General features: G+C 67.7%; 19 protein-coding genes and 1 pseudogene. 4 read left to right on the top strand and 16 right to left on the bottom strand.

The features are described from left to right. Window positions 1-230 precede the first annotated feature (230 nt). Window positions 231-1,433 carry an RNA-guided endonuclease TnpB family protein gene (locus tag DIE21_RS03545; RefSeq protein WP_124496079.1) on the bottom strand — a complete coding sequence of 401 codons (1,203 nt, stop codon included), beginning with the start codon at window positions 1,431-1,433 and terminating at the stop codon, window positions 231-233. Between the two features lie 25 nt (window positions 1,434-1,458). Here DIE21_RS03545 and tnpA point away from each other — a divergent pair. Further along, window positions 1,459-1,869: pseudogene (gene tnpA, locus DIE21_RS03540) on the top strand (IS200/IS605 family transposase); the annotation flags it as partial. 482 nt (window positions 1,870-2,351) lie between these two features. Here tnpA and DIE21_RS03530 read toward each other — a convergent pair. Beyond that, the gene (locus DIE21_RS03530) at window positions 2,352-4,379 is read right to left on the bottom strand and encodes a TonB-dependent receptor (protein ID WP_124496077.1); all 2,028 of its coding nucleotides are present in this window, start codon (window positions 4,377-4,379) and stop codon (window positions 2,352-2,354) included. 455 nt (window positions 4,380-4,834) lie between these two features. Here DIE21_RS03530 and adhP point away from each other — a divergent pair, with 455 nt between their 5' ends. Then, window positions 4,835-5,863 carry an alcohol dehydrogenase AdhP gene (gene adhP / locus DIE21_RS03525; RefSeq protein ID WP_124496075.1) on the top strand — a complete coding sequence of 343 codons (1,029 nt, stop codon included), beginning with the start codon at window positions 4,835-4,837 and terminating at the stop codon, window positions 5,861-5,863. A gap of 64 nt (window positions 5,864-5,927) precedes the next feature. On the opposite strand, the gene DIE21_RS03520 is transcribed toward adhP, so the two are convergent. The 3 genes from DIE21_RS03520 to DIE21_RS03505 form a co-directional block, all read right to left on the bottom strand. After that, entirely contained in the window at window positions 5,928-7,379 is a 1,452-nt protein-coding gene (locus DIE21_RS03520; protein WP_124496073.1) for a sialidase family protein, read from the bottom strand. 493 nt (window positions 7,380-7,872) lie between these two features. Further along, window positions 7,873-8,304, bottom strand: coding sequence for a MarR family winged helix-turn-helix transcriptional regulator (locus DIE21_RS03510; protein ID WP_124496072.1), 432 nt, complete (start codon window positions 8,302-8,304; stop codon window positions 7,873-7,875). Beyond that, on the bottom strand, window positions 8,301-9,218 hold the full coding sequence (locus DIE21_RS03505) for a serine aminopeptidase domain-containing protein (protein ID WP_124496070.1): 918 nt from the start codon (window positions 9,216-9,218) through the stop codon (window positions 8,301-8,303). Before DIE21_RS03505 ends, DIE21_RS03510 begins: the two co-directional genes overlap by 4 nt. A 300-nt stretch (window positions 9,219-9,518) precedes the next feature. On the opposite strand from DIE21_RS03505, the gene DIE21_RS03500 reads away from it, so the two are divergent. Then, window positions 9,519-10,484: an ABC transporter substrate-binding protein gene (locus tag DIE21_RS03500; RefSeq protein WP_124496068.1), complete on the top strand. Its 966-nt coding sequence runs from the start codon at window positions 9,519-9,521 to the stop codon at window positions 10,482-10,484. A gap of 61 nt (window positions 10,485-10,545) precedes the next feature. Then, window positions 10,546-11,640: an LLM class flavin-dependent oxidoreductase gene (locus DIE21_RS03495; RefSeq protein ID WP_124496066.1), complete on the top strand. Its 1,095-nt coding sequence runs from the start codon at window positions 10,546-10,548 to the stop codon at window positions 11,638-11,640. A gap of 114 nt (window positions 11,641-11,754) precedes the next feature. On the opposite strand, the gene DIE21_RS03490 is transcribed toward DIE21_RS03495, so the two are convergent. From DIE21_RS03490 to DIE21_RS03440, 11 genes are all read right to left on the bottom strand, one after another. Next, on the bottom strand, window positions 11,755-12,687 hold the full coding sequence (locus DIE21_RS03490; protein WP_124496064.1) for an ABC transporter substrate-binding protein: 933 nt from the start codon (window positions 12,685-12,687) through the stop codon (window positions 11,755-11,757). Between the two features lie 34 nt (window positions 12,688-12,721). After that, a complete protein-coding gene (locus tag DIE21_RS03485) occupies window positions 12,722-14,506 on the bottom strand; it encodes an amino acid ABC transporter permease/ATP-binding protein (RefSeq protein ID WP_124496062.1) in 1,785 nt (594 codons plus the stop codon). Between the two features lie 59 nt (window positions 14,507-14,565). Then, complete coding sequence (locus DIE21_RS03480) at window positions 14,566-15,924, bottom strand: LLM class flavin-dependent oxidoreductase (protein ID WP_124496060.1); 1,359 nt, start codon at window positions 15,922-15,924, stop codon at window positions 14,566-14,568. Window positions 15,925-15,931: 7 nt separating this feature from the next. Further along, the gene (locus tag DIE21_RS03475) at window positions 15,932-16,981 is read right to left on the bottom strand and encodes an LLM class flavin-dependent oxidoreductase (RefSeq protein ID WP_124496058.1); all 1,050 of its coding nucleotides are present in this window, start codon (window positions 16,979-16,981) and stop codon (window positions 15,932-15,934) included. Between the two features lie 41 nt (window positions 16,982-17,022). Then, window positions 17,023-17,964: an ABC transporter substrate-binding protein gene (locus DIE21_RS03470; protein ID WP_124496056.1), complete on the bottom strand. Its 942-nt coding sequence runs from the start codon at window positions 17,962-17,964 to the stop codon at window positions 17,023-17,025. 56 nt (window positions 17,965-18,020) lie between these two features. Then, a complete protein-coding gene (locus DIE21_RS03465; RefSeq protein WP_124496054.1) occupies window positions 18,021-18,581 on the bottom strand; it encodes a GNAT family N-acetyltransferase in 561 nt (186 codons plus the stop codon). Window positions 18,582-18,890: 309 nt separating this feature from the next. After that, the gene (locus tag DIE21_RS03460) at window positions 18,891-19,292 is read right to left on the bottom strand and encodes a type II toxin-antitoxin system MqsA family antitoxin (RefSeq protein WP_124496052.1); all 402 of its coding nucleotides are present in this window, start codon (window positions 19,290-19,292) and stop codon (window positions 18,891-18,893) included. Between the two features lie 56 nt (window positions 19,293-19,348). Continuing rightward, window positions 19,349-19,591 carry a type II toxin-antitoxin system MqsR family toxin gene (locus DIE21_RS03455; RefSeq protein ID WP_124496050.1) on the bottom strand — a complete coding sequence of 81 codons (243 nt, stop codon included), beginning with the start codon at window positions 19,589-19,591 and terminating at the stop codon, window positions 19,349-19,351. 108 nt (window positions 19,592-19,699) lie between these two features. Next, window positions 19,700-20,737 carry a succinylglutamate desuccinylase/aspartoacylase family protein gene (locus DIE21_RS03450; protein ID WP_124496048.1) on the bottom strand — a complete coding sequence of 346 codons (1,038 nt, stop codon included), beginning with the start codon at window positions 20,735-20,737 and terminating at the stop codon, window positions 19,700-19,702. A 230-nt stretch (window positions 20,738-20,967) separates the two neighbouring features. Further along, window positions 20,968-21,243 (bottom strand): hypothetical protein, encoded by a 276-nt coding sequence (locus DIE21_RS03445; RefSeq protein ID WP_124496046.1) that lies wholly within the window; start codon window positions 21,241-21,243, stop codon window positions 20,968-20,970. Between the two features lie 278 nt (window positions 21,244-21,521). Continuing rightward, window positions 21,522-23,072, bottom strand: a complete 1,551-nt coding sequence (locus DIE21_RS03440; RefSeq protein WP_124496044.1) for a sensor domain-containing diguanylate cyclase — start codon at window positions 23,070-23,072, stop codon at window positions 21,522-21,524. Window positions 23,073-23,193: the final 121 nt, after the last annotated feature.

Raw genomic sequence — 23,193 nt, 5'->3', positions numbered from 1 at the left:
GAAGGTTCGTGCGGCCAGGGCGCGAGGCGGACGCCACCATCGACGCGAGGCGCGATGGGGCCGCGATACGAGCGGACGGGAATCAGGGCACGCGATTCGCCGTTCGAACATGGAGTGCTTTTTTAAGCATACTCGTCATTCGGCTGATTTAAAAGTGCATGACCGGGTTGACATCCTCCCCCGCCTGAAGGCGGGAGATTCCTACCGCGTCTGAAACGATGATGCTTATCTCAGATCGCCTCGGTGGGTTCCTGCTTCACGGAGCGGCCCGACTGCACCAGCTCTCCACAGGCTGCAACGCGGTGTCCCCGCGCCAGTATGTTGATCGCACCGACCACATCGGCATGGTCCTCATGCCCGCACCCGACACAGCGGAATACGGCCTGCGTCTGCCGGTTTTCCGCGCTCACGTATTCGCAGACCGGACACGTGCGACTCGTATTGGCCGGCGGCACGGCGATGAGCCAGCCGCCGTTCCACGCCAGCTTATAGTCCAGCTGACGACGAAATTCGAACCACCCCTGATCGAGGATGGCTTTGTTCAGGCCGGACTTGGCCCGAACGTTTTTGCCCGGCGCATCGGGGCTGCCAGCCGCCGACCTCGACATGTTGCGTACCTGCAAGTCCTCGATGCACACCATCGCGTGGTTTTTGCTGATCGTGGTCGTGGCTTTGTGCAGGTAGTCGCGGCGAGCGTTGCCGATGCCGGCATGGATACGCTGGATGCGGGCCTTTGCCTTCTTCCAGTTGTTGCTGAACTTGACCTTTCGGCTCATCGCCTGCTGCGCGTGGCGCAGCCGGGCTTCGTGCCGCTTGAAGCTATTGAGCGGCGCGAGAAAGCTGCCGTCGCTCAGGGTGGCAAACCGTGCGATGCCCAGGTCGACGCCGATCGCGCTGGTGGCCAGTGGCACCGGCTGCGTGACTTCACGCGCGGTCTGAATCGACACGACCCATTTGCCTGCGTGTCGCGACACGGTGGCATTACGCACTTCGCCCAACACATCCCGACTGTTGCGATAACGGAGCCAGCCAAGCTTGGGCAGAAAGATGCGGTTGTTGACCTGATCGAGCTTGATCTGCTTCGAGTCGGGGTAGCGGAAGCTGTCGCTGTGCCCTTTCTTCTTGAAGCGCGGGAACGCCGCACGCTTGGCGAAGAAGTTCTTGTAGGCTCGCTCCAGATTCTTGAGTGCGTGTTGGAGCGGATGCACCGGGGAATCTTTGAGCCAGGGCGTTTCCGTGCCGTTGTGCCACGCCGTCAGGTGCTTTGCCATTGCCACATACCCGATGAACTTGCCGCCCGTCTCGTAGTTCTGCTTCTGCAACGCCAGCGCCTTGTTGAAAACGAACCGGCATGCCCCGGCGAAGCGGCGCATCTTGCGCTGCTGCTCACCGTTTGGCATCAGTTCGAACTTGAAAGCCTGGAGTCGTTGCATCGGGCCATTGTATGCTTGGCCTACAATCGAGAGTCAAGCCATTCGACGTGGTCGCCATTGCGTCTTTCTGATGCATGCGCATAGGGTCTTCGTGACCAAATACCGGCGCGACGTGTTCACCACGGAAATTCTGAACGACATGCGCGGCATTTTCGCCAGCGTATGCCGGGATTTCGAATCCGAACGGGTGGAGTTCGATGGTGAGGATGACTATGTACACCTGCTGGCGAACTACCCGCCCAAGGTTTCTGTGTCGTCGCTGGTGAACAGCCTCAAAGGCGTCTCAAGTCGCATGATCCGGCAGAAGCGCTACCCCAGCATTCGCAAAAAGTTGTGGGGCGGTGCGCTGTGGTCTCCGTATTACTTTGCCGGAAGCAGTGGCGGAACGCCTATCGAAATCGTCCGCAAATACATCGAACAGCAGAAAGCGCCGCACTCAGCCGCCGGAAAGGACGCCTACGGCGTCCGCGCTATCCGTCCCCACAACCGAATTCAACTTGACGCATCTGCCTGCCACAGATGGTTTGGGGCGCTGTTCCGGTGGCAATGAACGCGGGTTCTTGATGCACAGCCTCCTAGCGGTCAGTCCGGAAGGTTTGCCACTCGGCGTACTGGGCATGACGACGTGGGCGTGTCGCGAAGGAACCCAGGGCAGCGCCGCGCGGCGCAAGTCCGGGCCCATTCACGAGAAGGAAAGTATTTCAGATTCGGATAAAGGCTCGGGAATCACCGATGATTCTCGCGTTCATACGCGGATTTGGAAACCGATTTTTTGCCGGAATTTAATAAATTCGGGGCGGCCACTCAAATTGTCTGGTCATTGGTTTTTATTTGTGCGCGATTCGACTCCGTGAAACGGGCGTGCGGATCTTCGCCCGACAGAACCGGCCCGCGACCGCGCCGCGGGCCGTCCGGCGATCAGAACGTCGTGCGCAGGCCGGCCATCACGCTGCGGCCGCCTTCCGGCGCGAAGCCGCGCACGACCGAGGTCGCATAGCGGATCTCCTGGTTCGTCAGGTTGTCGCCGCGCAGATACGCGAGCCAGTGCGTCGCGCCGACGCGGAATTTGTAACTCAGCATCACGCCGAGCGTCGTATAGCCGTCCGTCGAGAAGTCGTTGTCGGGCACGCGGTGCTGCGACCACGCGTGCGTGACCTGCGCGCGTGCGCCGAACGGGCCGTAGCCGTAGTCGGCCGCGAGCGTCGCGCGCAGCGGCGCGATGCGCGGCAGCGGCTGGCCGGTGTCGACGTTGCGTGCATGCGTGTAGTCGGCGGTCAGTTCCAGGTCGACCGTGTGGCCGCGCCGCGAGAACGCGCGCCACTTGCCGTCGAGTTCGACGCCGTAGAACTCGGCCCGCACGCCGCGATAGATCGCTTCGTTGAGCGTACCGTCGGCGCCGGGCGCGACCGGCTCGCCGTCGTCGTTCACGACGCGGCCCGTGTTGTACTCGGCCAGGTAGTTCGAGAAGCGGTTGTAGAACACGCCGACGCTGCCGCGGTTCGGGCCGCTCGCGTAGCGCAGCGACAGGTCGGTCGACACGGCCTTTTCCTTCGACGCGTTCGGGTTGCCGATCAGGAACTGGCCGGTCGCATCGTGCGGCCCGTTCGAGTACAGCTCGTAGAAGGTCGGCGCGCGCTCCGTGTAGGCGACGTTCGCCGCGACCGACCACACGGGCGTCAGCGAGAACAGCGCGCCGGCCGATACGCTGCCGGCGTTGAAGTCGCGCGGCTGCGCGCCCGCGAATTTCTCGACGCCGGCCGGATCGGGATCGACCTTCACGTGCTCGAAGCGCCCGCCGAGGCTCAGCTTCAGCGCCGGGACGACCTGCCATTCCTCGAGACCGAACAGCGCGACGCTGTTCGTGCGCGTGGACGGCACGAGCATTTCGTCGCCGAGCGCCGAGAACGTGTTCTGGCCGAACTGCACGCCGATCGCGCCTTCGAACGGCCCGATCCTGCGATGCCGCGCCTCGATGCGCGCCTCGTAGCCGCGGTTGCGGAAGGTGGTCGCCGTCTCGCCGTTGTCGACTTCCTTGTGGCGATAGTCGGTGTACGCGAAGTCGAACTTCAGCTTCGTGAACGGGCCGCTCAGGTTGCGTACCTCGGACGCGAACGCGAGGCGTTCCTGGCGCATCCGCAGGCGCACGTCGTCCTCGGCGACGGAGCCGTAGTTCGACTCGTAGCCGCTGTACGACAGGCCCGCGAAACCGTCGGCCCACGTGTACGACGCGCCGAGCGCGCCGCCGTGCACGCGGCCGTCGCTGTTCGGTACGTTGCCGGACGGTTGCGGCGTGTCGGGCCCGTCGATCGCGCGTTGCTGGCTGCTGCGTGCGTAGCCGGGAATCCGCAGCTTGCTCGTTTCGCGATCGAAAGCGTCGACATGGAACGCGAAGCGGCCGTTGCCGCCCTCGACCTGTGCCGCGCCCGCCCGCACCGAGTTCGCGCCGCCGTAGCGCGCGTCGAGCGCGCCCGTCACGCCTTCGATCGCTTCGCGCGGAATCCGGTTGTCGATCGTGTTGACGACGCCGCCGACCGCGTTGCCGCCGTACAGCAGCGCGGCCGGTCCGCGCACGATCTCGACGCGTTCGATCGACAGCGGGTCCTGCGGCACCGCATGGTCGTACGACAGCGACGACGCGTCGTACGCGGCGACGCCGTTCTGCAGCAGCCGGATCCGGTCGCCGTCCATCCCGCGGATGATCGGGCGGCCGACCATCGGCCCGTAGGTGGTGGTCGACACGCCGGGCAGGCCGTTGAGCGTCTCGCCGAGCGAGTCGGCCTGGCGGCGCGTCAGCGCGTCGCCGGACAGTTGCGCGGTCGGCGCGATCAGCTCGGTGTCGCCGAGCGGGTTCGCGGTCACGAAGATCGGCGCGAGCGGCGTGGTCTGCGCCGGTGTCGACGGGGCGGGCGTATCGGCCTGCGCGTGCGCGACGGCGGCGAACAGCATCAGCGAAACGGGCGAGAGCGGGCGAAGCGGTAGACGAGGGAGGTCGCGCATGGTCGGTGAATCGTTGGAATCGGATCGGAAAGCGAGCCATGCGGGTCAAGGCTGGATACGATATATTGTTGCATCTGCGGCGCGTAGTGACCCGTTGGGAGATGACTCGGCGTAGCCCGGCCACCCGGATGGAACGGTTTCGGATGGACGAGGTCGCGAAATGATATGTTATATCATTTCAAATTCCAAGCGAAACGGCGGCGCGCCGCAGGGTTTCCGACAAATGGCTGAAATGGCTGCGAAAGCAGAGGCGGGCAGTCGAACCCGGACCGACGGCCTGCGCAACATGTCTCGCGATGAATCCGCCGCCGTCGCACGCGTTTCCTGCCCCGTTGATGCGTATCAATGCGTTCCGGTTTCGAGGCCGGATACTGGCCTGGTCATCGACCAGACAGGAGCGACCTATGACCCAGACCATGAAAGCGGCCGTGGTACACGCGTTCGGCGAACCGTTGCGCATCGAGGAAGTGCCGGTCCCGACGCCGGGCCCCGGCCAGATCCTCGTCAACATCAAGGCGTCGGGCGTCTGCCATACCGACCTGCATGCCGCCGACGGCGACTGGCCCGTGAAGCCGACGCTGCCGTTCATTCCCGGCCACGAAGGCGTCGGCATCGTCGCCGCAGTCGGGGCGGGCGTCACGCACGTGCGCGAGGGCGACCGCGTCGGCGTGCCCTGGCTCTACACGGCATGCGGCCACTGCGAGTACTGTCACACCGGCTGGGAAACCCTTTGCCACGGGCAGCAGAACACCGGCTACTCGGTCAACGGCAGCTATGCGGAATATGTGCTGGCCGATCCCGATTACGTGGGCCATTTGCCGGCACAGGTTGCGTTCGACGAGATCGCGCCGATCCTGTGCGCGGGTGTGACGGTCTACAAGGGCATTCGCGTCACCGACACGCGTCCGGGCCAGTGGCTCGCGATTTCGGGCATTGGCGGGCTCGGCCACGTGGCCGTGCAATACGCACGCGCGATGGGCCTGCACGTCGCGGCGATCGACGTTTCCCCGGCCAAGCTCGAACTTGCCCGGCAACTCGGTGCTCAACTGACGATCGACGCGTCGGTCGACGATCCGGCAACGATCCTCCAGAAGGAGATCGGCGGTGCGCACGGCGTGCTGGTCACGGCCGTGTCGCGCGGCGCGTTCGCGCAGGCGCTCGGGATGGTGCGGCGCGGCGGCACGGTGGCGCTCAACGGCTTGCCGCCCGGCGATTTCCCGTTGCCGATCTTCTCGACCGTGCTGAACGGCATCACGGTGCGCGGCTCGATCGTCGGCACACGGCGCGACCTGCAGGAATCGCTCGATTTCGCGGCGGATGGGCTGGTGCGCGCGCATATTCATCGCGACCGGCTCGGCAACATCAACGACATATTCGCGCGGCTGCGCGAAGGGAAGATCGACGGTCGCGTCGTGCTGACCGACATGCATTGACGCGCACTCGGGCACGCTGCCGCGACGCGGGGGACGTCGCGGCAGCGCGGGGCTCATGCGCGCATCACGGCGCGAAGAACACGTCGGTGCGGTTCGTCAGGTTGCCTGCGCTGGTCTGGACGAAGAACGGATGGAACGATGACGAGGGCCCCACGTCGAGCCCCTGGTAATCGCCGATGAAGAAGCCTCCCGCATTCGGCGCGAGCTTCATGTCGAACGGGCCGCCGACGCGCCGCTCGTCGGCGAACGTGGCGCCGGCGTCCTGCGAGATCTTGCGCCAGAACCCCGTCGGCAGCGTCGTCGTGTTGCCGGCCTGCAGGTCGCGGAAGTCGTAGTAGTTGACCATCACCGAGCCGGCGTTGTTGACGCGCACCGACGGATTGAACGCCGGGCGCCCGGTCGGCGTGTTCACCTGCAGCGGCGCGCTCCAGCTCGCGCCGCCATCCTTCGACGTCGACAGCGCGATCTCGTCGTAGTTGCCGCCGTTGAAGCGGCTGTCCTGCCACACGACGTAGAGCTGCCCGGACGCGGGATCGATCGCCGGCTCTGGAATGATGTCGCCGGTGCGCACGGGTTCGCCGGTGTTCGGATCGGTCACGCCGACCGTCTGCAGCCCGGCGATCACCTGCGGCTGCGTCCACGTCGCGCCGTCGTCGGTCGACTTGATGAACGCGACCTTGCCGGCCGCCTTGCTGAACGGCGGCTGGATCAGGTCGAAGAAGTTGTAGAGCGTGCCCGTCTTCGGATCGACGACGATCTGGTTGCCGATCGTCTGCTGGCGCGACGGCACGTGGACGATCACCTTCGCACGGCTCCAGGTCTTGCCGCCGTCAACCGTCTTCGAGAACAACGTCGGTCCGCGGAATGCGGCCGTGTGCAGGTTCGCGTACGGGTTGCCGTTCGGCAGCTCGAGGCGGTCCCACACCGCATACGCGGTGCCGGCCTTCACCGGGTTCGCCGTCACCGATTCCTTGTCGTTGAAAAACTGCGTCGTCGGCTCGTCGTTCGCGATCAGCACGGCGGGGCTGCTCCACGTCTGTCCGCCGTCGGTCGACACCGACGCCCCGACTGCATTGGCGTTGTTCGACTGGTTGAACGAGATCGACACCGAGTACGCGGTGCCGTCCGGCCCGAACGACACCCACGGATCGGACGCGCGTTCGTACTTGAGCCCGCCGGGCGCGCAGGCGCTGAACGGCTGCGGCGTGCGCGCCCAGGTCGCGCCGCCGTCGAACGTGTAGCCGGCGACGAGCCCGTGGGCGCCGCCGTTCGACCAGCGGTCCTGCTGCCACACGCCGATCATGTTCGTCGGGTTCGCCGGGTTGACCGAGAGCCACGGTTCGACCTCGGCATTGACGTAGTTCGTGCCGGGGCCGCCGATGGTGCAGGCGGCAAACGGGCTGGGGCCCGAAACGACCACCGGGTCGGCATGCGCCGCCGCGGTGGCGGCCATCGCCATCGCCATTGCGGCGGACAGGCGGGTGACAAGCAAGTGGGACACGATCGTGCGTCGCATGGACTGCTCCTCGTTGACGTGCGGCGGCGATGGCGCGGCACGGCGGCGCGACGCGCACCGGTACGCGGCGGCACGGATGCCGTGCACGCGCCGGGGCGGGTCGTTCAGGGGGCCGTTACGGTCATCGCAATCCGCGTGTGCTGGATGCCGCCAGCACGTCGGTCAAGACTCCTCTTCGTTTTCATTGCTTGTCGGGTGGGTCAGGCGATGCGGACCCGACAGGAAGGCCGGTCGGTGCATATGACGAATGCGTCGAAGTGGATTGCAATGTAGGCGACCCTATGCGGCGCGGGAGGTAATTTTTTGTAACAGAGCGTAGTCGGAAAGCGTTGCCGAAAAACGGTGCGCGCGGAACGCAAAATTTGCCGCGGCGCGTGCGCGCGAGACGAATCGGAAGCGCGAATCACAATCGCTTTCGATCATGACGATCGCGTCGCACCGTGTCGATGCGGCGCTGTCTGCTGCGATCGATGCGCTGCGCCGCCGGCGCGGTTCAGCGCTCCGCCGGAAAGCGTTCCTGCAATGCGTGCAGCCAGCGCGCGACGACGTCGAGTTCGTCGTCGGAAAACCCGTCGCACAGCTTGCCGTTCAGCTCGCGCAGCAGCACGCGCGCGCGCTTGAGCGCCGCGTGACCTTCGTCGGTCAGGAACAGGCGCGTCGCGCGCCCGTCGTCCGAATCGGCGTGACGCGCGAGCAGGCCGGCCTTCGCCATCCGGTCGGCGAGCCCCGTCATCGCGGACGGCGCCAGTTGCAATACCGTGCCGACTTCGCCGATCAGTGCGCCATCCTGCTTCGCGAGGCAGAACAGCACGCCGGCCTGCGCGGCACTGGCGCGCGCATCGGTCTCGGCCTTGCGGTCGACCCAGCGCTGCACGCGCCGCTGGCCGATGTTCAACAGGAAAAACAGTCGTCGGTGTTCGCTCAAGCTCGGTTCCCGGCAGCAATGGAAAGGGACGGACGGCCCGCCTCGCGCGGCGCATCGAGCGCCTGCGCGAGCCAGTCGGCGACCGCGGGCCACAGCACGGCGCCGGGCCGGCTGCGGAAGAAGCCCATGTGCCCGACCGGCCCGCTGCCTGCGGCGTGCGGATCGATCTGGCGGCGTTCGACGGCCGCCCGGGTCAGGTAGCTTACCAGCAGGTCGATCGCAGGCGGGTTCGCCCACGGATCGTCGTCGAAGCCGAGCGCGAGGATCGGCAACCGCTGCTTCGCGAAACGCTCGGCCGCACCGAGCGTCGGATCGTCGAAGAAGTAGCGCGGCAGCGTGGTCCAGCGGCTCCATTCGCGGAACACGCCGGCGGGGAGATCCTCGCCGAGCCCGAGCCGCTTGCCGGGCACGTAGCCGAGCAGCGCGGACGCGAGCGGGCCGAGCACGCGCAGGATCAGCCGCACCTTCAGCCGCTCCGCCGCGCGGGAAATCAGCCGCGTGCTGCCCGCGTGCGCGGCGACGAGCACGGCGGCGCGCAGGTGCGCGGTGCCGGCCGACAGCCCGATCGCGTGGCCGCCGACGCTATGCCCGACCGCCAGCAGCGGCAGCCCGTCGTACGCCTCGCGCGCCCACGCGGTCGCGGCGCCCACGTCGAGCTCGATCCAGTCGCGCATGCGGGCCGGCAGCGCGCTCAACCGCGCGGGCCGCGACGCGCCGATGCCGCGATAGTTGTAGGTCAGCGCCGCGAAGCCGCGCCCGGTCAGGAAGCGCGCGAAGCCCGCATACAGCCGCTCCGGCACGGCGGTTGCCGGATGGATCAGCACCAGCGCGCGCGGCGGCACGCCCGGCGACCACAGCGTGCCGTGCAGCGTATAGCCGTCGGCGGCGGAAAATTCGATGGGTTCTGAGCTCATCGCTGTCCTCGTTTCGGGTAATTATTTCGTATGCGAAATATAGTTCGCGATGTATTTCGCGTACGAAATATCTGTCGAGGAATCATTCGAACGGCGTCCCCGCAATCCGGCGGACGGCACTGTTTCGCGGCAGCGTTTCCATAAAATATTTGCATCTTTGCAAAGCAGAATATTGCGTTTGTCTCATGAAGCGGATCGACGTATCTTCACCGGTTCCATTCCGTCCGCCGGCCGTCGGGCCAGGCGGACCCAAGGGCGCCGTCGTCGCGCGGCTGCCCGCCAACCTCCGGGGAGATCACGTTGTTGAGCCGAATCGTTACGACGCTGCTGCTCGCGCTCGCCGCGCAGCCGGGCATCGCGAAAGACACCGTCACGCTGCGCGTCGGTGAACAGAACTACTTCAACATCCAGGCGTCGATGGAGGCGTCCGGCGTGTTGAAGAACCTGCCTTACACGATCGAGTGGAAGCATTTCCAGGCCGCCGCGCCCGTCGCGGAGAGCCTGAACGGCAACGCGATCGATCTCGGCTTCCTCGGCGATTCCGCGCTGCTCACGCTGGCCGCGCGCGGCGCGCCGGTGAAGGTCGTCGCGGTGTCGCGGCAGAGCCTCGATGGCGTCGCGATCCTCGTGCCGAAAAACTCGCCGGTGCGCACCGTCGCCGACCTGCAGGGCAAGACCATCGCCGTCTGGCGCGGCGCGTGGAGCCAGCAGCTCGTGCTGCGCGCGCTCGAGCACGCCGGCCTGCGCGCGGATTCGGTCAAGTACGCGTACCTGATGCCGATCGATGCGACCAACGCGCTCGCGAACGGCTCGGTCGACGCCGTGTCGTTGTGGGAGCCGTTCGTCAGCACGCTCGCGCTGCGGCAGGGCGCACGGCCCGTGACGACCGCGCAGGGGCTGATGCCCGCGCTCAGCTTCGTCGCCGCGAACGAGCAGGCGGCGACGGCCAGGCGGGCGGAGATCACCGATTTCCTGAAGCGCGTGGTGGCGGCACGCCAGTGGGTCGACAGTCATCCGCGCGAGTACGCGGACCTGTGGGCGAAGCGCGCGAAGCTCGAGCCCGACGTCGCATACCGCTGGCTCGACAATGCGCACCAGCGCGTGGGCCCCGTCGACGACACGGCGGCGAAGGATGCGCAGAACACCGCCGACTTCCTGCACAAGGCCGGCGTGATTCCGGCCGCTTACGACACGGCGAAGCTGCTCGACCGCTCGTATGCCGGTGCGTTCGCGGCACCCGTGCAGAAGACGGTCGCCGCGCAGTGACCGTGCCGTCGAGCCCGCCATTTCCGATTCACCGCCAGAACCACCAGAAGGACAGCCCGACATGCCCGTCGACATCATCGGCATGATCACCGCGACGCCCGGCGCGGAGGTCGACGTACCGGGCGGCGCCGCCGTCCAGCACGACTATGTGCGGCGCTTCGCGCAGGCGCACGAAGCCGCCGGCTTCGACCAGATCCTGGTCGGCCATTTCAGCAACGCGGCGGATGGTTTCATCGTCGCGTCGTTCGCGGCCGCCGCGACCGAACGCATCCGCCTCCTGCTCGCGCACCGGCCGGGGGTCATCGTCCCGTCGGCTGCCGCGCGGCAGATCGCGACGCTCGACGCCTTCAGCAACGGCCGGCTCGCGCTGAATGTGGTGTCAGGCGGCGACGACACCGACCTGCAGCGCGACGGCGATTTCGTGCCGCACGACGCGCGCTACCGCCGCACCGGCGAATATCTCGACGTGCTCAAACGCATCTGGCTCGCCGACGCGCCGGTCGATCACGACGGCGCGTTCTACCGGCTGCGCGGCGCGTCGCCGGTCGTCAAAGGCGTGCAGCGGCCGCACGTGCCGATCTATGTCGGCGGTTCGTCGCCGGCCGCGCTGGCCGTGGCCGGGCAGCACGCGGACGTCTACATGACATGGGGCGAGCCGCTCGCCGCGGTGCGCGAGCAGATCGCACGCGTACGGGCCGCTGCCGCGCCGTTCGGACGCGCGCCGCGCATCAGCGTGTCGTTCCGGCCGATCGTCGCGGACACCGAAGCCGCCGCGTGGGAGAAGGCCGAGGCGATCCGCGAGCGCGTGCGGGCGGCGCGCGTCGCGAACGGCCAGCCGATCGCCGGCCATGCGCCGCAGAATGCCGGCTCGCAGCGGTTGATGGCCGCGGCCGCGCAGGGCGATGTGCTCGACGAGCGGCTGTGGATGGGTGTCGCGAACCTGACCGGCGCGCGCTGGAATTCGACCGCACTCGTCGGCACGCCCGAACAGGTCGCGCGGGCGCTCGGTGCGTATTACCGGCTCGGCGTGTCGACCTTCCTGATTCGCGGGTTCGATCCGCTCGACGATGCGTCGGCCTACGGGCGCGATCTGATTCCGGCGATTCATGCGCATGTGGCGGAACTCGACCGGCAAGATGCGGCGGTGACGGCATAGGCGACGACGCTCGATCCTTCAACTCGCCCCGGTATTTCGATAACGATATGCCGGGGCGAGTTGCTTTCGTGCATCGACGCATCGACACACCGGTCCAGCCAGTCAAAAATCCAGTCAGAACGACGGCAACCCGGGCGGATTCGTCTCCGCGCGCGCGACCGCCTCGCTCTGCAACCCCCAGCGCGCGAGCGCCTGCCCGTAGCGGCCGTTGCCGATCAGCGCGTTCGTCGCGAGCGTCAGCGCCGGCGCGAGCCCGCTGCCGCGACGTGTCGCGATCGCGACATCGGCATTCGCCGGCCAGCCCGCGTTGACGACGCCGACCCGGCGGATCTTGCCATCGCGCGCGGCCTCGTACGCGAGCGATGCATTCGGATTCAGCTCGGCATCGGCGCGGCCCGACAGCAGCGCGATGCGGGCCGCCGCATCGTCGTCGAAATAGAGCAGCTCGGTTGCCTTCAATCCTTGCGCGACGTTGCGCCGGCTCCATTCGAGCAGGATGCGCTCCTGGCTCGTCCCCGCCCCCGTGATGATGCGCAGGCCCGCGACGTCCTTCGGTTCGGCGATCCTCGCGATCGGGCTCGCGGTGCGCACATAGAAGCCGTGCAGCCCGAGCCGGTAGGTCGTGAAGTCGTACTTCTCCTTGCGTTTCTCGGTCACGCCGACGTTCGAGATCACCGCATCGTACTTGCCCGACATGAGCCCGAGCGGCCAGTCGGCCCACGCGATCGGCACCAGCACGAGCGTGCGGCCGAGCGCGTCGGCGACGAGCTGCGCATAGTCGGGATCGGCCCCGACCACGGTGCGCGCGTCGGTCGCGTAGGTCGACACCGGCGGCGCGTGCGGCGAGATCGCGACCGTGAAGGCCCCGTCGCGCACCCAGCGGTAGGGGCTTGCCGCGCGAATCGCCGCATCGTCGCGCGACGCGCGGATCCGGCCGGCCTGGCGCGGATCAAGGTCCGCCGTCGCGGCGGCGGCCTCGGCCGCGTGCCACCGCAGGCCGGCTGCGGCCGCGAGCGCGGCGGTCATGAACTGGCGTCGGTCGATCATCGCCGGTTGCCTCGCAGGTGGGGAGCGGCGCGCATCACAGCACCCGCGACAGGAACGCGCGCGTGCGCGGATGGGTCGGCGCGTCGAGCACGACGGCGGGCGGCCCCGACTCGACGACGCGGCCGTGCTCCATGAACAGCACGTTGTCCGCGACTTCGCGCGCGAAACCGATCTCGTGCGTGACGATCACGAGCGTGGTGCCCGAGCGCGCGAGCTCCTTGATCACGTCGAGCACTTCGTTGACCAGTTCGGGATCGAGCGCCGACGTCGGCTCGTCGAACAGCAGCACCTTCGGACGCAACGCGAGCGCCCGCGCGATCGCGACGCGCTGCTGCTGGCCGCCGGACAACTGGCGCGGATACGCATCGGCTTTATCGGCAAGGCCGACGCGTGCGAGCAGCGTGCGCGCGGTGCGCTCGGCGGCATCGCGCGTCACGCCCGCGACGGCGACCGGCGCCTCGACCAGGTTCTCGAGCACCGTCAGGTGAGGAAACAGGTTGAAGTTCTGGAACACCATCCCGACCGCCGTGCGCCGCTTCAGCACGTCGCGCTCCTTCAGCTCGTGCAGCACGTCGCCGTCGCGCCGATAGCCGATCAGCTCGCCGTCGATGTCGATGAAGCCGTCGTCGACGCGTTCGAGATGGTTGATCGTGCGCAGCAGCGTCGACTTGCCGGAGCCGGACGGCCCGACGATCACCGTCACGCTGCCGCGCGGCGCGACGAACGACACGTTGTCGAGCACGCGCTGCATGCCGAACTGCTTCGACACGTGGTGCACGGCAACTTCGCCGCCGGCGTGCGGCACCGGCGCGGCCGCGGCGTGGTCGCGGGTCGTGGCGGCGACTGTCGCGTTGCGTGCCGCGGCACGCCGCCGCAGCGCACTGACGCGCGCCAGCACGAACGTCAGCGCCGACGGCGGCGGGTTGCGCAGCGCGCCGCGCGCATAGTGGCGCTCGACCTGCACCTGGATCGCGGACAGCACGGTCAGGATGATCAGGTACCAGACGGTCGCGACCATCAGCAGCGGAATCACCTCGAGATTGCGGCGATAGATCACCTGCACCGTATAGAACAGCTCGGGCATCGCGAGCACGTAGACCATCGACGTGCCTTTGGCGAGCGTGATCAGGTCGTTGAACGCGGTCGGCAGGATCGCGCGCATCGCCTGCGGCAACACGATCCGCGCGGTCTGGCGGCCGCTCGGCAGGCCGAGCGCCGCGGCGGCTTCGAGCTGCCCCTGGTCGACCGCGAGAATCCCGCCGCGAATCACCTCGGCGGAAAACGCCGCGTGGTTCAGCGTCAAGCCGAGCACGGCCGCGAGGAACGGGCTGATCAGGTCGGTGGTCGGCGTGTCGAACCACACGATGTCGGTGAACGGCACGCCGAGCCGCACGTGTTCGTACAGGTAGCCGAGGTTGTTGAGGATCAGCAGCAGCACGATCAGCGGAATCGACCGGAACAGCCACACGAAGGTCCACGCACTCGCGGCGAGCAGGCGCGAGCGCGACAGCCGGGCCAGCGCGACGAACGCGCCGAGCGCGAAGCCGAACACCGCGCCGAGCAGCGTCAGCACCAGCGTGCGCGCGAGTCCCGACAGCACCGGCGGCGACAGGAACCATTCGGCGAATACCGGCCAGCCCCATTGCGGGTTGCCGAGGATCGAATGCAGCGCGAGTGCAATCAGCACGAGCGCGAGCACGGTGCCGGCCGTGCGCGACCGGTGGCGGGCCGGCACGATGCGCAGGCGCGTGCCGGCGTCGCGGACACCGGGGGAAGTGAGTGGCGGCAGCGCGCCGCCGAGATGGGTCGTGTCGCTCATGTCGGTGAAGGTCGTCGATCGGGTCGGTCGGGCGCGCCGCGCGCGGCGGCGCATCGGTCTTACGCGTGCGCTTCGGCCGCGTCGTCCTGTTTGTGCAACGTGCCGGGTGCCGCATGGCGGCTCGCCTTGCGCGGCAGGCCGAGGTGGTCGCGCAGCGTGCTGCCCGGCAGGTCGCGGCTGTAGCGGCCGCGCGCCTCGAGTACCGGAATCACGAGGTCGACGAAGTCGTCGACGCCCTGGGCCTGCACCGGGAAGCCGAGGATGAAGCCGTCGCCGGCACCGGCGTCGTGCCAGCGGATCAATTCGTCGGCGACGTGCTCGGCCGTGCCGATGAAGTTCGGGCGCGGCGTCGCGACGGCGAGTGCCGTCTCGCGCAGCGTGAGGTGCTTGCGCTTCGCGTCGGCCTTGATCCGGTCGGTGGTCGAGCGGAAGCTGTTGCGGCCGATGTCGCCGAGTTCGGGGAACGGCGCGTCGAGCGCGTACTGCGTGAAATCGTGGTGATCGAAATAGCGGCCGAGATACGCGAGCGCCTCGTCGATCGTCAGCAGGTCGCGAATCGCCTGGTATTTGTCTTCCGCTTCGGCGGCCGTGCGGCCGACGATCGGCCCGACCCCGGGGAAGATCCTCACGTCGCCGGGCTGCCGCCCGTGCTCGACCGCGCTTTGCTTCACGCGCCGCGTGAACGCGGCCGTTTCGTCGAGCGACGGCGAATGCGTGAACACCGCGTCCGCATACTTGCCCGCGAGCCCGATGCCCGTGTCGGACGAGCCGGCCTGGAAGATCACCGGCTGCCCCTGCGGCGAGCGCTGGATGTTCAGCGGGCCGGCAACCTGGAAGAAGCGCCCGTGGTGATCGAGCGTGTGGAGCTTGTCGCGATCGAAGAAGCGCCCGGTCGCGCGATCGCGCACGAACGCGTCGTCGTCCCAGCTGTCCCACAGCCCCTGCACGACGTCGAGGTATTCGTCGGCGATCTCGTAGCGCAGTTCATGGTCGGGATGCGCCTTGCCGAAATTCTTCGCGGTGCCTTCGAGCGGCGTCGTCACGACGTTCCAGCCCGCCCGTCCGCCGCTGATCGCATCGAGCGACGCGAGCTGGCGCGCGACCGTGAACGGCTCGCTGTACGACGTCGAGATCGTGCCGGCGAGCCCGATCTTCCTGGTCGCGACCGCGAGCGCCGACAGCACGGTCAGCGGCTCGAAGCGGTTCAGGAAGTGCGGGATCGACTTCTCGTTGATGTAGAGGCCGTCCGCGACGAACGCGAATGCGATGCCGGCGGCTTCCGCCTTGCGCGCGATGCCGATCGCGAAGTCGAGGTTGATGCTTGCGTCCGGCGGGTTGCTCGGATGCCGCCACGCGTTCATGTGGCTGCCTGCGCCTTGCAGCATCAGGCCGAAGGGAATCGATCGTCGGGTCGTCATGGGCGTGTCACGTGTTCTGGTCGGGGGAAAGGGAAGGTTCGGCCGACAGGGCCGCCTGCACGGGCGTGATCGACTGCGCGCCGCCGAGCCATTCGGCCGACGCGAGCCGCGCCGCGTAATCGGTCACCGGCGAGTCGATCACGAACGCGTCGACGTCGAGCCGCCGGCTCAGCGCGTCGAGCGCGCGGTGCACGCGCTCCGGCGTATCGGCCAGCACGGTCGGTCGCAGCTCGTCGATCCGGTAGTCGGATGCGCCGCTTTGCCGCGCGAATTCGGCGGCGGCCTGCGCGCTCGCGAGGTTGAAGCTCTGGCCGCCGGCGAACCGCAGCCTGAAGATCTTCAGTGGCCCGATCAGTTGCTCGGCCTCGTCGCGGGTCGGTGCGGCGACTGCGAACAGCGCGACGAGCGCTCGCGTGCCGCCCGCGTCGCGGTATGCGGCCAGCGAGCGTTCGAGGTTCGCGTCGTCGCCGTTGAAGTGCCCCGCGTAGCAGAAACGCCAGCCGTGGCGCGCGGCGAGCGCGCCGCTGTCGGGCGAGCCGCCGAGCAGGATGCGTTCGGGCGCGTGCGGCGGCACCGGCATCGCGACCGCGCCGGCGAGCGGATGATCTTCGGCGACGCCCCAGCCGAGGAATGCGTCGAGCGCCGCGAGCTGGCCCGCGAAGTCGGGCTTCGTCGCCTTGTCGTGAAACCACTGGAGCGCGCGCGTGGTCAGCGGCAGCCCGCCGGGCGCCTTGCCGATGCCGAGGTCGACGCGGCCCGGCCCGAGCGCGGCGAGCAGCTTGAACGTTTCGGCGACCTTGAACGGGCTGTAGTGCTGCAGCATCACGCCGCCCGAGCCGACGCGAATGCGCGACGTATGCGCGAGCAGGTGCGCGACGACGATCTCGGGCGCGGAACTCGCGAAGCCCGGCGTGCCGTGATGTTCGGCGACCCAGAAGCGCTCGTAGCCGAGCTGTTCGGCGCGCCGTGCGAGGGTCGTCGTGAAGCGCAGCGCATCGGCGGCGGTCGCGCCGTCGGCGATCGGACTCTTGTCCAGCAACGAAAGCGAATAAGACATGGTGTTCGGCGTTCCTGCGCAAGGCGTGGAAGGGGCGGCGCTCAGCTCTTCGGCAAGCCCGGCGGATTCGTGCGCGACTGGTCGATCGCTTCCGATGCGAGGTTCCAGCGCTCGAGGATCTGCTGGTAGCGGCCGCTCTTGATCAGTCCGTTCAGCGCGACGGTCAGCGGATCGGCGAGCCCGCTGCCGCGGCGCGTCGCGATCGCGATGTCGGCCGTGCGCGGCCAGCCGCCGCTGATCGCGCCGACGAGCCGCGTCTTGCCTTGCTGCGCGCTCTGGTACGCGAGCACCGAGTTCACGCTGAACACGGCATCCGCGCGGCCCGACTGCACGGCGACGATCCGCATCGCCTGGTCGTCGTAGTACTGGACCTGCACGGGCTTCAGGCCGTGCGCGACGTTCTCGCGGTCCCACGCGAGCAGGATCTTTTCCTGGTTGGTGCCGGCGTCGGTCACGATGCGCAGCCCCGCGACGTCCTTCGGTTCGCGGATCGACTGGATCTTGCTGTCGTTGCGCACGTAGAAGCCGACCTGGTCCTTGCGGTAGGTCGAGAAATCGAACTTCTGCTTGCGCTCCTCGGTGACGGTGACGTTCGAGATCACCGCGTCGACCTTCCCCGATTCGAGCGCGAGCGGCCAGTCGGCCCACGCGAGCGGGACGATCTTCAGCTTGCGGCCGAGGCTGTCGGACACGAGCTGGCCGACGTCCGCGTCGAAGCCGATCACCGTGCGCGCGTCGGTCGCATACGAGCTGATCGGCGGCAGGCTCGGCGCGACGCCGATCGTCAGCGTGCCGGCTTCGGCGAACTTGAACGACGCGGGCACCGCGCGCTCGACGGCCGCGTCGGCCGAGCCTCGCGGGCGGCCTCGCTGCTCGGGGCTCAGGTCGAAGGTCGCGGCGGCCGCGGCGATCGCGGTCACGCCGATCAGCGCGGCGGCCAGCGTGCGGAGCGCACGCGGCGTGAAGGGGATGGCTCGTTGCATGGATACGTCCTGTTGTTGTCGTGTCTTGGGGAACGGAGTCGGATGAGGCGGCCGGTTCAGCGCGGCAGCACGGCTTCGGGCAGCGGTGCCCACAGGTCGGCGAGCGTCGACCTGCGCGACGGATCGGCGAGATCCTTGCCGAAGCGCAGGTGGAAGTACGCTTCCGGGTCGATCGACGAATCGAACAGCCGCGTATAGCCGGTGCGGTCGTACAGCGCCCACGCTTCGGGCTGGCGAAAGCCGGTGGTCAGGTACACGCGTCGATAGCCCTGCTGCGCGGCACGCAGTTCGAGGGCGTCGACGATCAGGCGTGCGAGCCCCTGGCGGCGCAGGTCCGCGCGGGTCCAGATGCGTTTGAGTTCGGCGGTCTGCGCGTCGTAGCGCTTGAACGCGCCGCCGCCGATCGTCTCGCCGTCGCGCAGCAGCAGCACGAACGCGCCTTCGGGCGGTGAGAACAGCTCGGCCGGGTAGCGCGCGAGCTCGTCGCGTGCGGACGCGCGGCTGTCGGGGCGGTACGCGTCGTAGCGCGTCGCGTATTCGTCGATCAGCGCGTCGATCAGCGGCTGGGCGCGGATGTCGAGCGGCGTCGTGTCGATGATGCGGTCGTTCGTGGCCATGGGCATCGCGAGAGGCGTGCGATGCGGACGGTCCTGGCGGGGGCGGGGCACACGGCCCGTCCGGTCTGTTCCGTTATCGCGACGCGGTTGTCGTGATGGCGGCGGCCGCCGGGGATCCTGCGAGACATCCGGCGTGCCGCCGCCGTTTGGAACACGTTAGCGGTGCGGACGGCAAAGGCGAACGAAGCAATTTCGATAAGGATTTCGCGGGGGAGGTCAGAAGGCTTGCAGGGGGAGTGGGGTGGTGATGAGGAAGGTGCGCATGCGTCGAATTTCCTGTTCGATGCATGCGCAATGCCGAACGGAGTGTCAGGCCGCGCGCACTTCGGCAAGCAGATCGGGATGGCGATCCAGAATCTTGAGCAACTTCACAAGGGCAAGCGGCGGGTTCGTCTTGCCGGTTTCGTAGCGCGAGAACGCATTGACGCCACCGCCGAATAGCTCGGCCGCCTCGCGTTGATCCAGCATCAACTTCTTGCGGACCTTCGCGATGAACCTCGGGTCGACCATGGTCGAATTCACTTGCTTGTTGAACTCGCTTATCGCGTCACCGAGGCGGGTTGCCTCGTCGATATCAAGCACCGACTCGCCGCAAGCCGGACAGAAGTCGCCGGTTACATCGCGAACGACCGTCGAGCGGCCCTTGTACGTGTAAGGCATGTCTCGGGTATCACGGACCAGCTTCGCGGCACCGCACGCAGGGCACTTCATTTTCATCGCTCCTTGAACGACACGATCAATACGTCGTCTACCACGGTCAGTTTCAGCTACACGTCACCGTTCATTGTGCGACGCCGATAGACGTCCTGCCAGATCGTGTGGTCGGCGTAGGTCGTCATGCTCTTGTAGAAATCAGCGGTGTCCAGCGACATCACGACACCGATCGCCTCCCTTTCCGTGAAACCCAGTTGCCGGGCACCGAACACCGCACTCGTGGTCAATCGGACGTTGCCGATTTCGATGAGTGCCTTGACCCGGGACAGCTTGCAATGAGGCGTGCTCTTTTCCATCTGCGATCATAACCAAAAGGGTTAATTTGTCAAGTTGGTTAATGGCGCACGCGTACCGTCCGCCATTACCGGCAGACAGCACGGAAAGGAGAGGGATCCGGATTTGGCCTATTGGCCGATGACACGCGGCGGCGTCGACGCCTCCGCCAGCTGAAACAGGCAATCGCCGCGCCGCACCTGCGCGGGCACGCGCTTGCATACCACTTCGCCGTCGCCCTTGAAGCGATGCAGCACCGGTTCGCGCAGCGGCGTATCGGGGAAGTGCACCCACGCGGCCGGTTGCCCGGCCTTCACCTGGTCGCCGAGTTCGACGAGCGGTTCATACAGCCCGCGTTCGTACGCATAGACGAAGTGGCGATCGCCGTCGACGCGCAGGAAGCGCGTGACGGTCGGCGGCGCGTCGGGCACGAGCGCGCCGCGCAGCAGGCCGATATGGCCGAGGTAGTGCAGCAGCCCGTGGCGGCCGAGCCGGATCAGCGACGGATCCGCCATCCCCGCACCGCCGAGCTCGGTGACGATCGAAATCGCGCCTTGCCGGCGCGCGGCCGATGCCGAATGCACCGGGTTCGGCGCATGCAGCAGCGCGTTCGGCAACCCGAAGGCCACGAGCAGCCCGTTGAGCTTCGCGGCCTCGTCGTCGTCGAGCGGGTCGATCGCGAGCATGTTGCCGCCCTGGTACAGCAGCGAGCTGCCGCCGGAATGCAGGTCGACCAGATACTGCGCGCGCGACAGCAGCGCATGCTCGATGTAGTGCGCGATCATCTGCGTCGGCGTGCCGGTCGGGTCGCCGGGGAAGCTGCGGTTCAGGTTGCCCTCGTCGAGCGGCGACACGCGCAGGCCCGCATCGGCCGCGGGGAAATTCGCCATCGGCAGCAGGATCAGTTGCCCGCTGACCATCTCCGGGCCGATCTCGCGCATCAACTGCGACACGATGATCTGGCCTTCGTATTCGTCGCCGTGGTTGCCGGCCATCACGAGTGCGACCGGACCGTCGCCGTTGCGGATCGATGCGATCGGGATCGGCAGCCAGCCGTATGCGGAGCGATGCACGGAATGCGGCAGGCGCAGGTAGCCCGCATGCTTGCCTTGCGCATCGAGATCGATTTCGCAGTGGATGGGATTTCGGTGTGCGGAGGAGGCGGTCATGGCGGCATCGTTCGACGAACGGGAATCCGCCATCTTATCGGGAAACGCCCGCCGCGCGGCGGGCGCGGTGCCGGCGATGCCGAACACCGTCCACCAGCCTGCGCGCTAACGCGTGGCATGCGCAGCCGGAGCAGCCGCGCGATGTTGCAGCGCTGATACGCATGCCCGTACGGGCGCGCCGCGTGGCGCGTCAGCCCCTTGCCGCGACAGGGCCGGCGCGCGTGATCGCGTCAACGACCCGATGTTTCAGCTTCGATACGGCCTTCTTCCCAAAGCGCCCAGAAACGGCTGCCGGCACGATACGGATTCGCGCGTCGCGCCGCGTGATCGGTGACGCCCTGGCGAAATGCGCCGTACAGCGTCAGCGGCGGGTTGTCGACGCACGCGGCTTCACGTGCGGCTGGCGTGCGGCGCTCGGAAACGAGCCGCCGGATCAGCGAGGCGCCGTCGATCACGTCCAGTTGATCGATCGTTTCCGTGCGGCTGAGGACTTCGACGGTATTCATGTGTGGCCTCCCTGAACATCCTGTTTCCCAGTCAAGGAGCAATAAGAGTGCCAGCCGTGAAGTACCGCGCACCGCTGCGATCGTGCGGGCTTTTGCGGCGATCGTGACGCGCGGCGCGGGCCGATGTTACGGAACACGTCACGTGACACGGGCGGGGCGAGGCGAAACACATGCGCGCACGCGTCGGACCACGCAAAGCGTTTCCGGAATGAAACGCGAACACCGAAGGGCAGGCAGGGAAGCGCGGCGGCGGCCGGCGGAAACGGGCGTGCGTGCGGTCAGCTCGCGGTCACGGGCGTCACGCGGCTGCTTCCGGCCGAATAGAAACGGTAGATTCCCTTGCCGGACGACTTCGCGTCGTACAGCGCGCTGTCGGCCTGGCGGATGAGTTCGTCCGGGGAGCCGTGCCCGTCGTCCAGCGCGATGCCGATGCTGATCCCGAAGCTGACGGTTTCGCCGATCGACAGCGTATACGGCGCCGAGATCTGCCGGATGATTCGCGCGGCGAGGAGCGAGCATGCGTGCATCGTGGTCGTGTCGAGCGCGACGACGAACTCGTCGCCGCCGATCCGCGCCGCCAGCTCGCCGGGCGGCAGCGTCTTGCCGAGCCGCTCGGCGACCTGCATGAGCACTTCATCGCCGGCCTGGTGGCCGAACCGGTCGTTGATCGCCTTGAAGCCGTCGAGGTCGAGATACATGACGGCGAGCGCGGCGCCCGGCAGCCGCGGCCGATGCGCGAGCATGCGCTTGAGTTCGGCGTGCAGTTCGTGGCGGTTCGGCAATCCCGTCAGCGCGTCGTGCCGCGCGAGGTGCCGGATGTGCTGCTCGGTGCGGCGGCGCGCGGTGACGTCCTCGACGATGATCACCGCGTTGCCGTCCGGTACGCGATGGCGTGTCAGTTCGAGCTGGCGGCCGTCGGCGAGCGCGATGTCGAGTGGGTCCGGTTCGTCATGGTTCAGCCAGACGTCGCATTGCACGGCGAGGCCTGCACCGTCGGGGTCGGTGACCGTATTCGCGCCGAGCGCCGCGATGACGTCGGGCAGCGGCGCGTCCAGCATGATCTCGCGCGGCGAGCCGAACAGTTGAGCGGTGCGACGGTTCGCGACGATCACGCGGCTCTCGCCGTCGATCATGCACAGGCCGTGCGGCATGTAGGTGAGGGCGGCGTCGAAGCGTGCGACGAGCTCGGCGTTGCGCTGGCGTGCGGCGATCAGCGCGACCAGCACGCGGTAATGACGCTGGACGACCGTGCGCATGGCGGCAAGATAGATCGCAAGTGGCGGCAGCAGCAGCCATGCGCCCGGCCTGTTGGCCAGTATCGCCCCGAGGCCGATCGGCACGACGCCGAGCGTGACCTGCGTCATCGCGAGCCTGGGCAGCGCCGAGTTGCGCGACGCGATTCCGCCGAACACGCCGCCGGCGACCATCACCGACAACGTGCCGAGCTCGGGGTCGGACGAGTCCACGCAACCCATGACGCCGAGACCGAGCACGTAGCATGCGAGGAGCGACACGGGTGCGTAACGCAGCGCCCAGTACTCGGCGCGATCGTCGCCGGCGTCGCGGCGCACCGCATACGCGCGTGCGATCGCGAGCCGCGCGGCGAGCAGGCCGACGTCGACGACGAGCCACACGAAACACCACAGTTGCTGAAGCCGGATCAGCGCGATCGCCGCGACGAACGCGCTGGCGAGGCCGGACAGTGCCATCGGGCGCACGTCCTCGAACAGCGTGACGAGCATCGACGGGCGCAGCGCGGCCGTCACGCGGTGATTGCCGCTGGGGGGCGTGGCGAGAACGGCGTTCAGGAGGCGTGCCTTGACTGCCATGGCTATTTTGACCTCGACACGATGCGATTCATCACCGGCCGCCCCGCATGGCACGTGGCGGGATGACCGGCGAGCCGGATGCGCACGACATTACCATGAAACATCGGCCGCCCGCGACCGG

Origin of the sequence: Burkholderia sp. Bp9140 (genome assembly GCF_003853425.1) — a bacterium.
Lineage (GTDB): Bacteria > Pseudomonadota > Gammaproteobacteria > Burkholderiales > Burkholderiaceae > Burkholderia.
The sequence above is the reverse complement of the archived record's forward strand: the minus strand, read 5'-3'. Positions and strand labels throughout refer to the sequence as shown.

Bases quoted from the DNA above. Each gene is read 5' to 3' on its own strand.
- DIE21_RS03445 (WP_124496046.1), bottom strand. From the start codon at position 21,243: ATGAATACCGTCGAAGTCCTCAGCCGCACGGAAACGATCGATCAACTG.
- DIE21_RS03485 (WP_124496062.1), bottom strand. From the start codon at position 14,506: ATGAGCGACACGACCCATCTCGGCGGCGCGCTGCCGCCACTCACTTCC.
- DIE21_RS03465 (WP_124496054.1), bottom strand. From the start codon at position 18,581: ATGGCCACGAACGACCGCATCATCGACACGACGCCGCTCGACATCCGC.
- DIE21_RS03480 (WP_124496060.1), bottom strand. From the start codon at position 15,924: ATGACGACCCGACGATCGATTCCCTTCGGCCTGATGCTGCAAGGCGCA.
- DIE21_RS03440 (WP_124496044.1), bottom strand. From the start codon at position 23,072: ATGGCAGTCAAGGCACGCCTCCTGAACGCCGTTCTCGCCACGCCCCCC.
- DIE21_RS03545 (WP_124496079.1), bottom strand. From the start codon at position 1,433: ATGCAACGACTCCAGGCTTTCAAGTTCGAACTGATGCCAAACGGTGAG.
- DIE21_RS03475 (WP_124496058.1), bottom strand. From the start codon at position 16,981: ATGTCTTATTCGCTTTCGTTGCTGGACAAGAGTCCGATCGCCGACGGC.
- DIE21_RS03495 (WP_124496066.1), top strand. From the start codon at position 10,546: ATGCCCGTCGACATCATCGGCATGATCACCGCGACGCCCGGCGCGGAG.
- DIE21_RS03520 (WP_124496073.1), bottom strand. From the start codon at position 7,379: ATGCGACGCACGATCGTGTCCCACTTGCTTGTCACCCGCCTGTCCGCC.
- DIE21_RS03490 (WP_124496064.1), bottom strand. From the start codon at position 12,687: ATGATCGACCGACGCCAGTTCATGACCGCCGCGCTCGCGGCCGCAGCC.
- DIE21_RS03460 (WP_124496052.1), bottom strand. From the start codon at position 19,292: ATGAAGTGCCCTGCGTGCGGTGCCGCGAAGCTGGTCCGTGATACCCGA.
- DIE21_RS03450 (WP_124496048.1), bottom strand. From the start codon at position 20,737: ATGACCGCCTCCTCCGCACACCGAAATCCCATCCACTGCGAAATCGAT.
- DIE21_RS03530 (WP_124496077.1), bottom strand. From the start codon at position 4,379: ATGCTGTTCGCCGCCGTCGCGCACGCGCAGGCCGATACGCCCGCCCCG.
- DIE21_RS03455 (WP_124496050.1), bottom strand. From the start codon at position 19,591: ATGGAAAAGAGCACGCCTCATTGCAAGCTGTCCCGGGTCAAGGCACTC.
- adhP (WP_124496075.1), top strand. From the start codon at position 4,835: ATGACCCAGACCATGAAAGCGGCCGTGGTACACGCGTTCGGCGAACCG.
- DIE21_RS03470 (WP_124496056.1), bottom strand. From the start codon at position 17,964: ATGCAACGAGCCATCCCCTTCACGCCGCGTGCGCTCCGCACGCTGGCC.
- DIE21_RS03505 (WP_124496070.1), bottom strand. From the start codon at position 9,218: ATGAGCTCAGAACCCATCGAATTTTCCGCCGCCGACGGCTATACGCTG.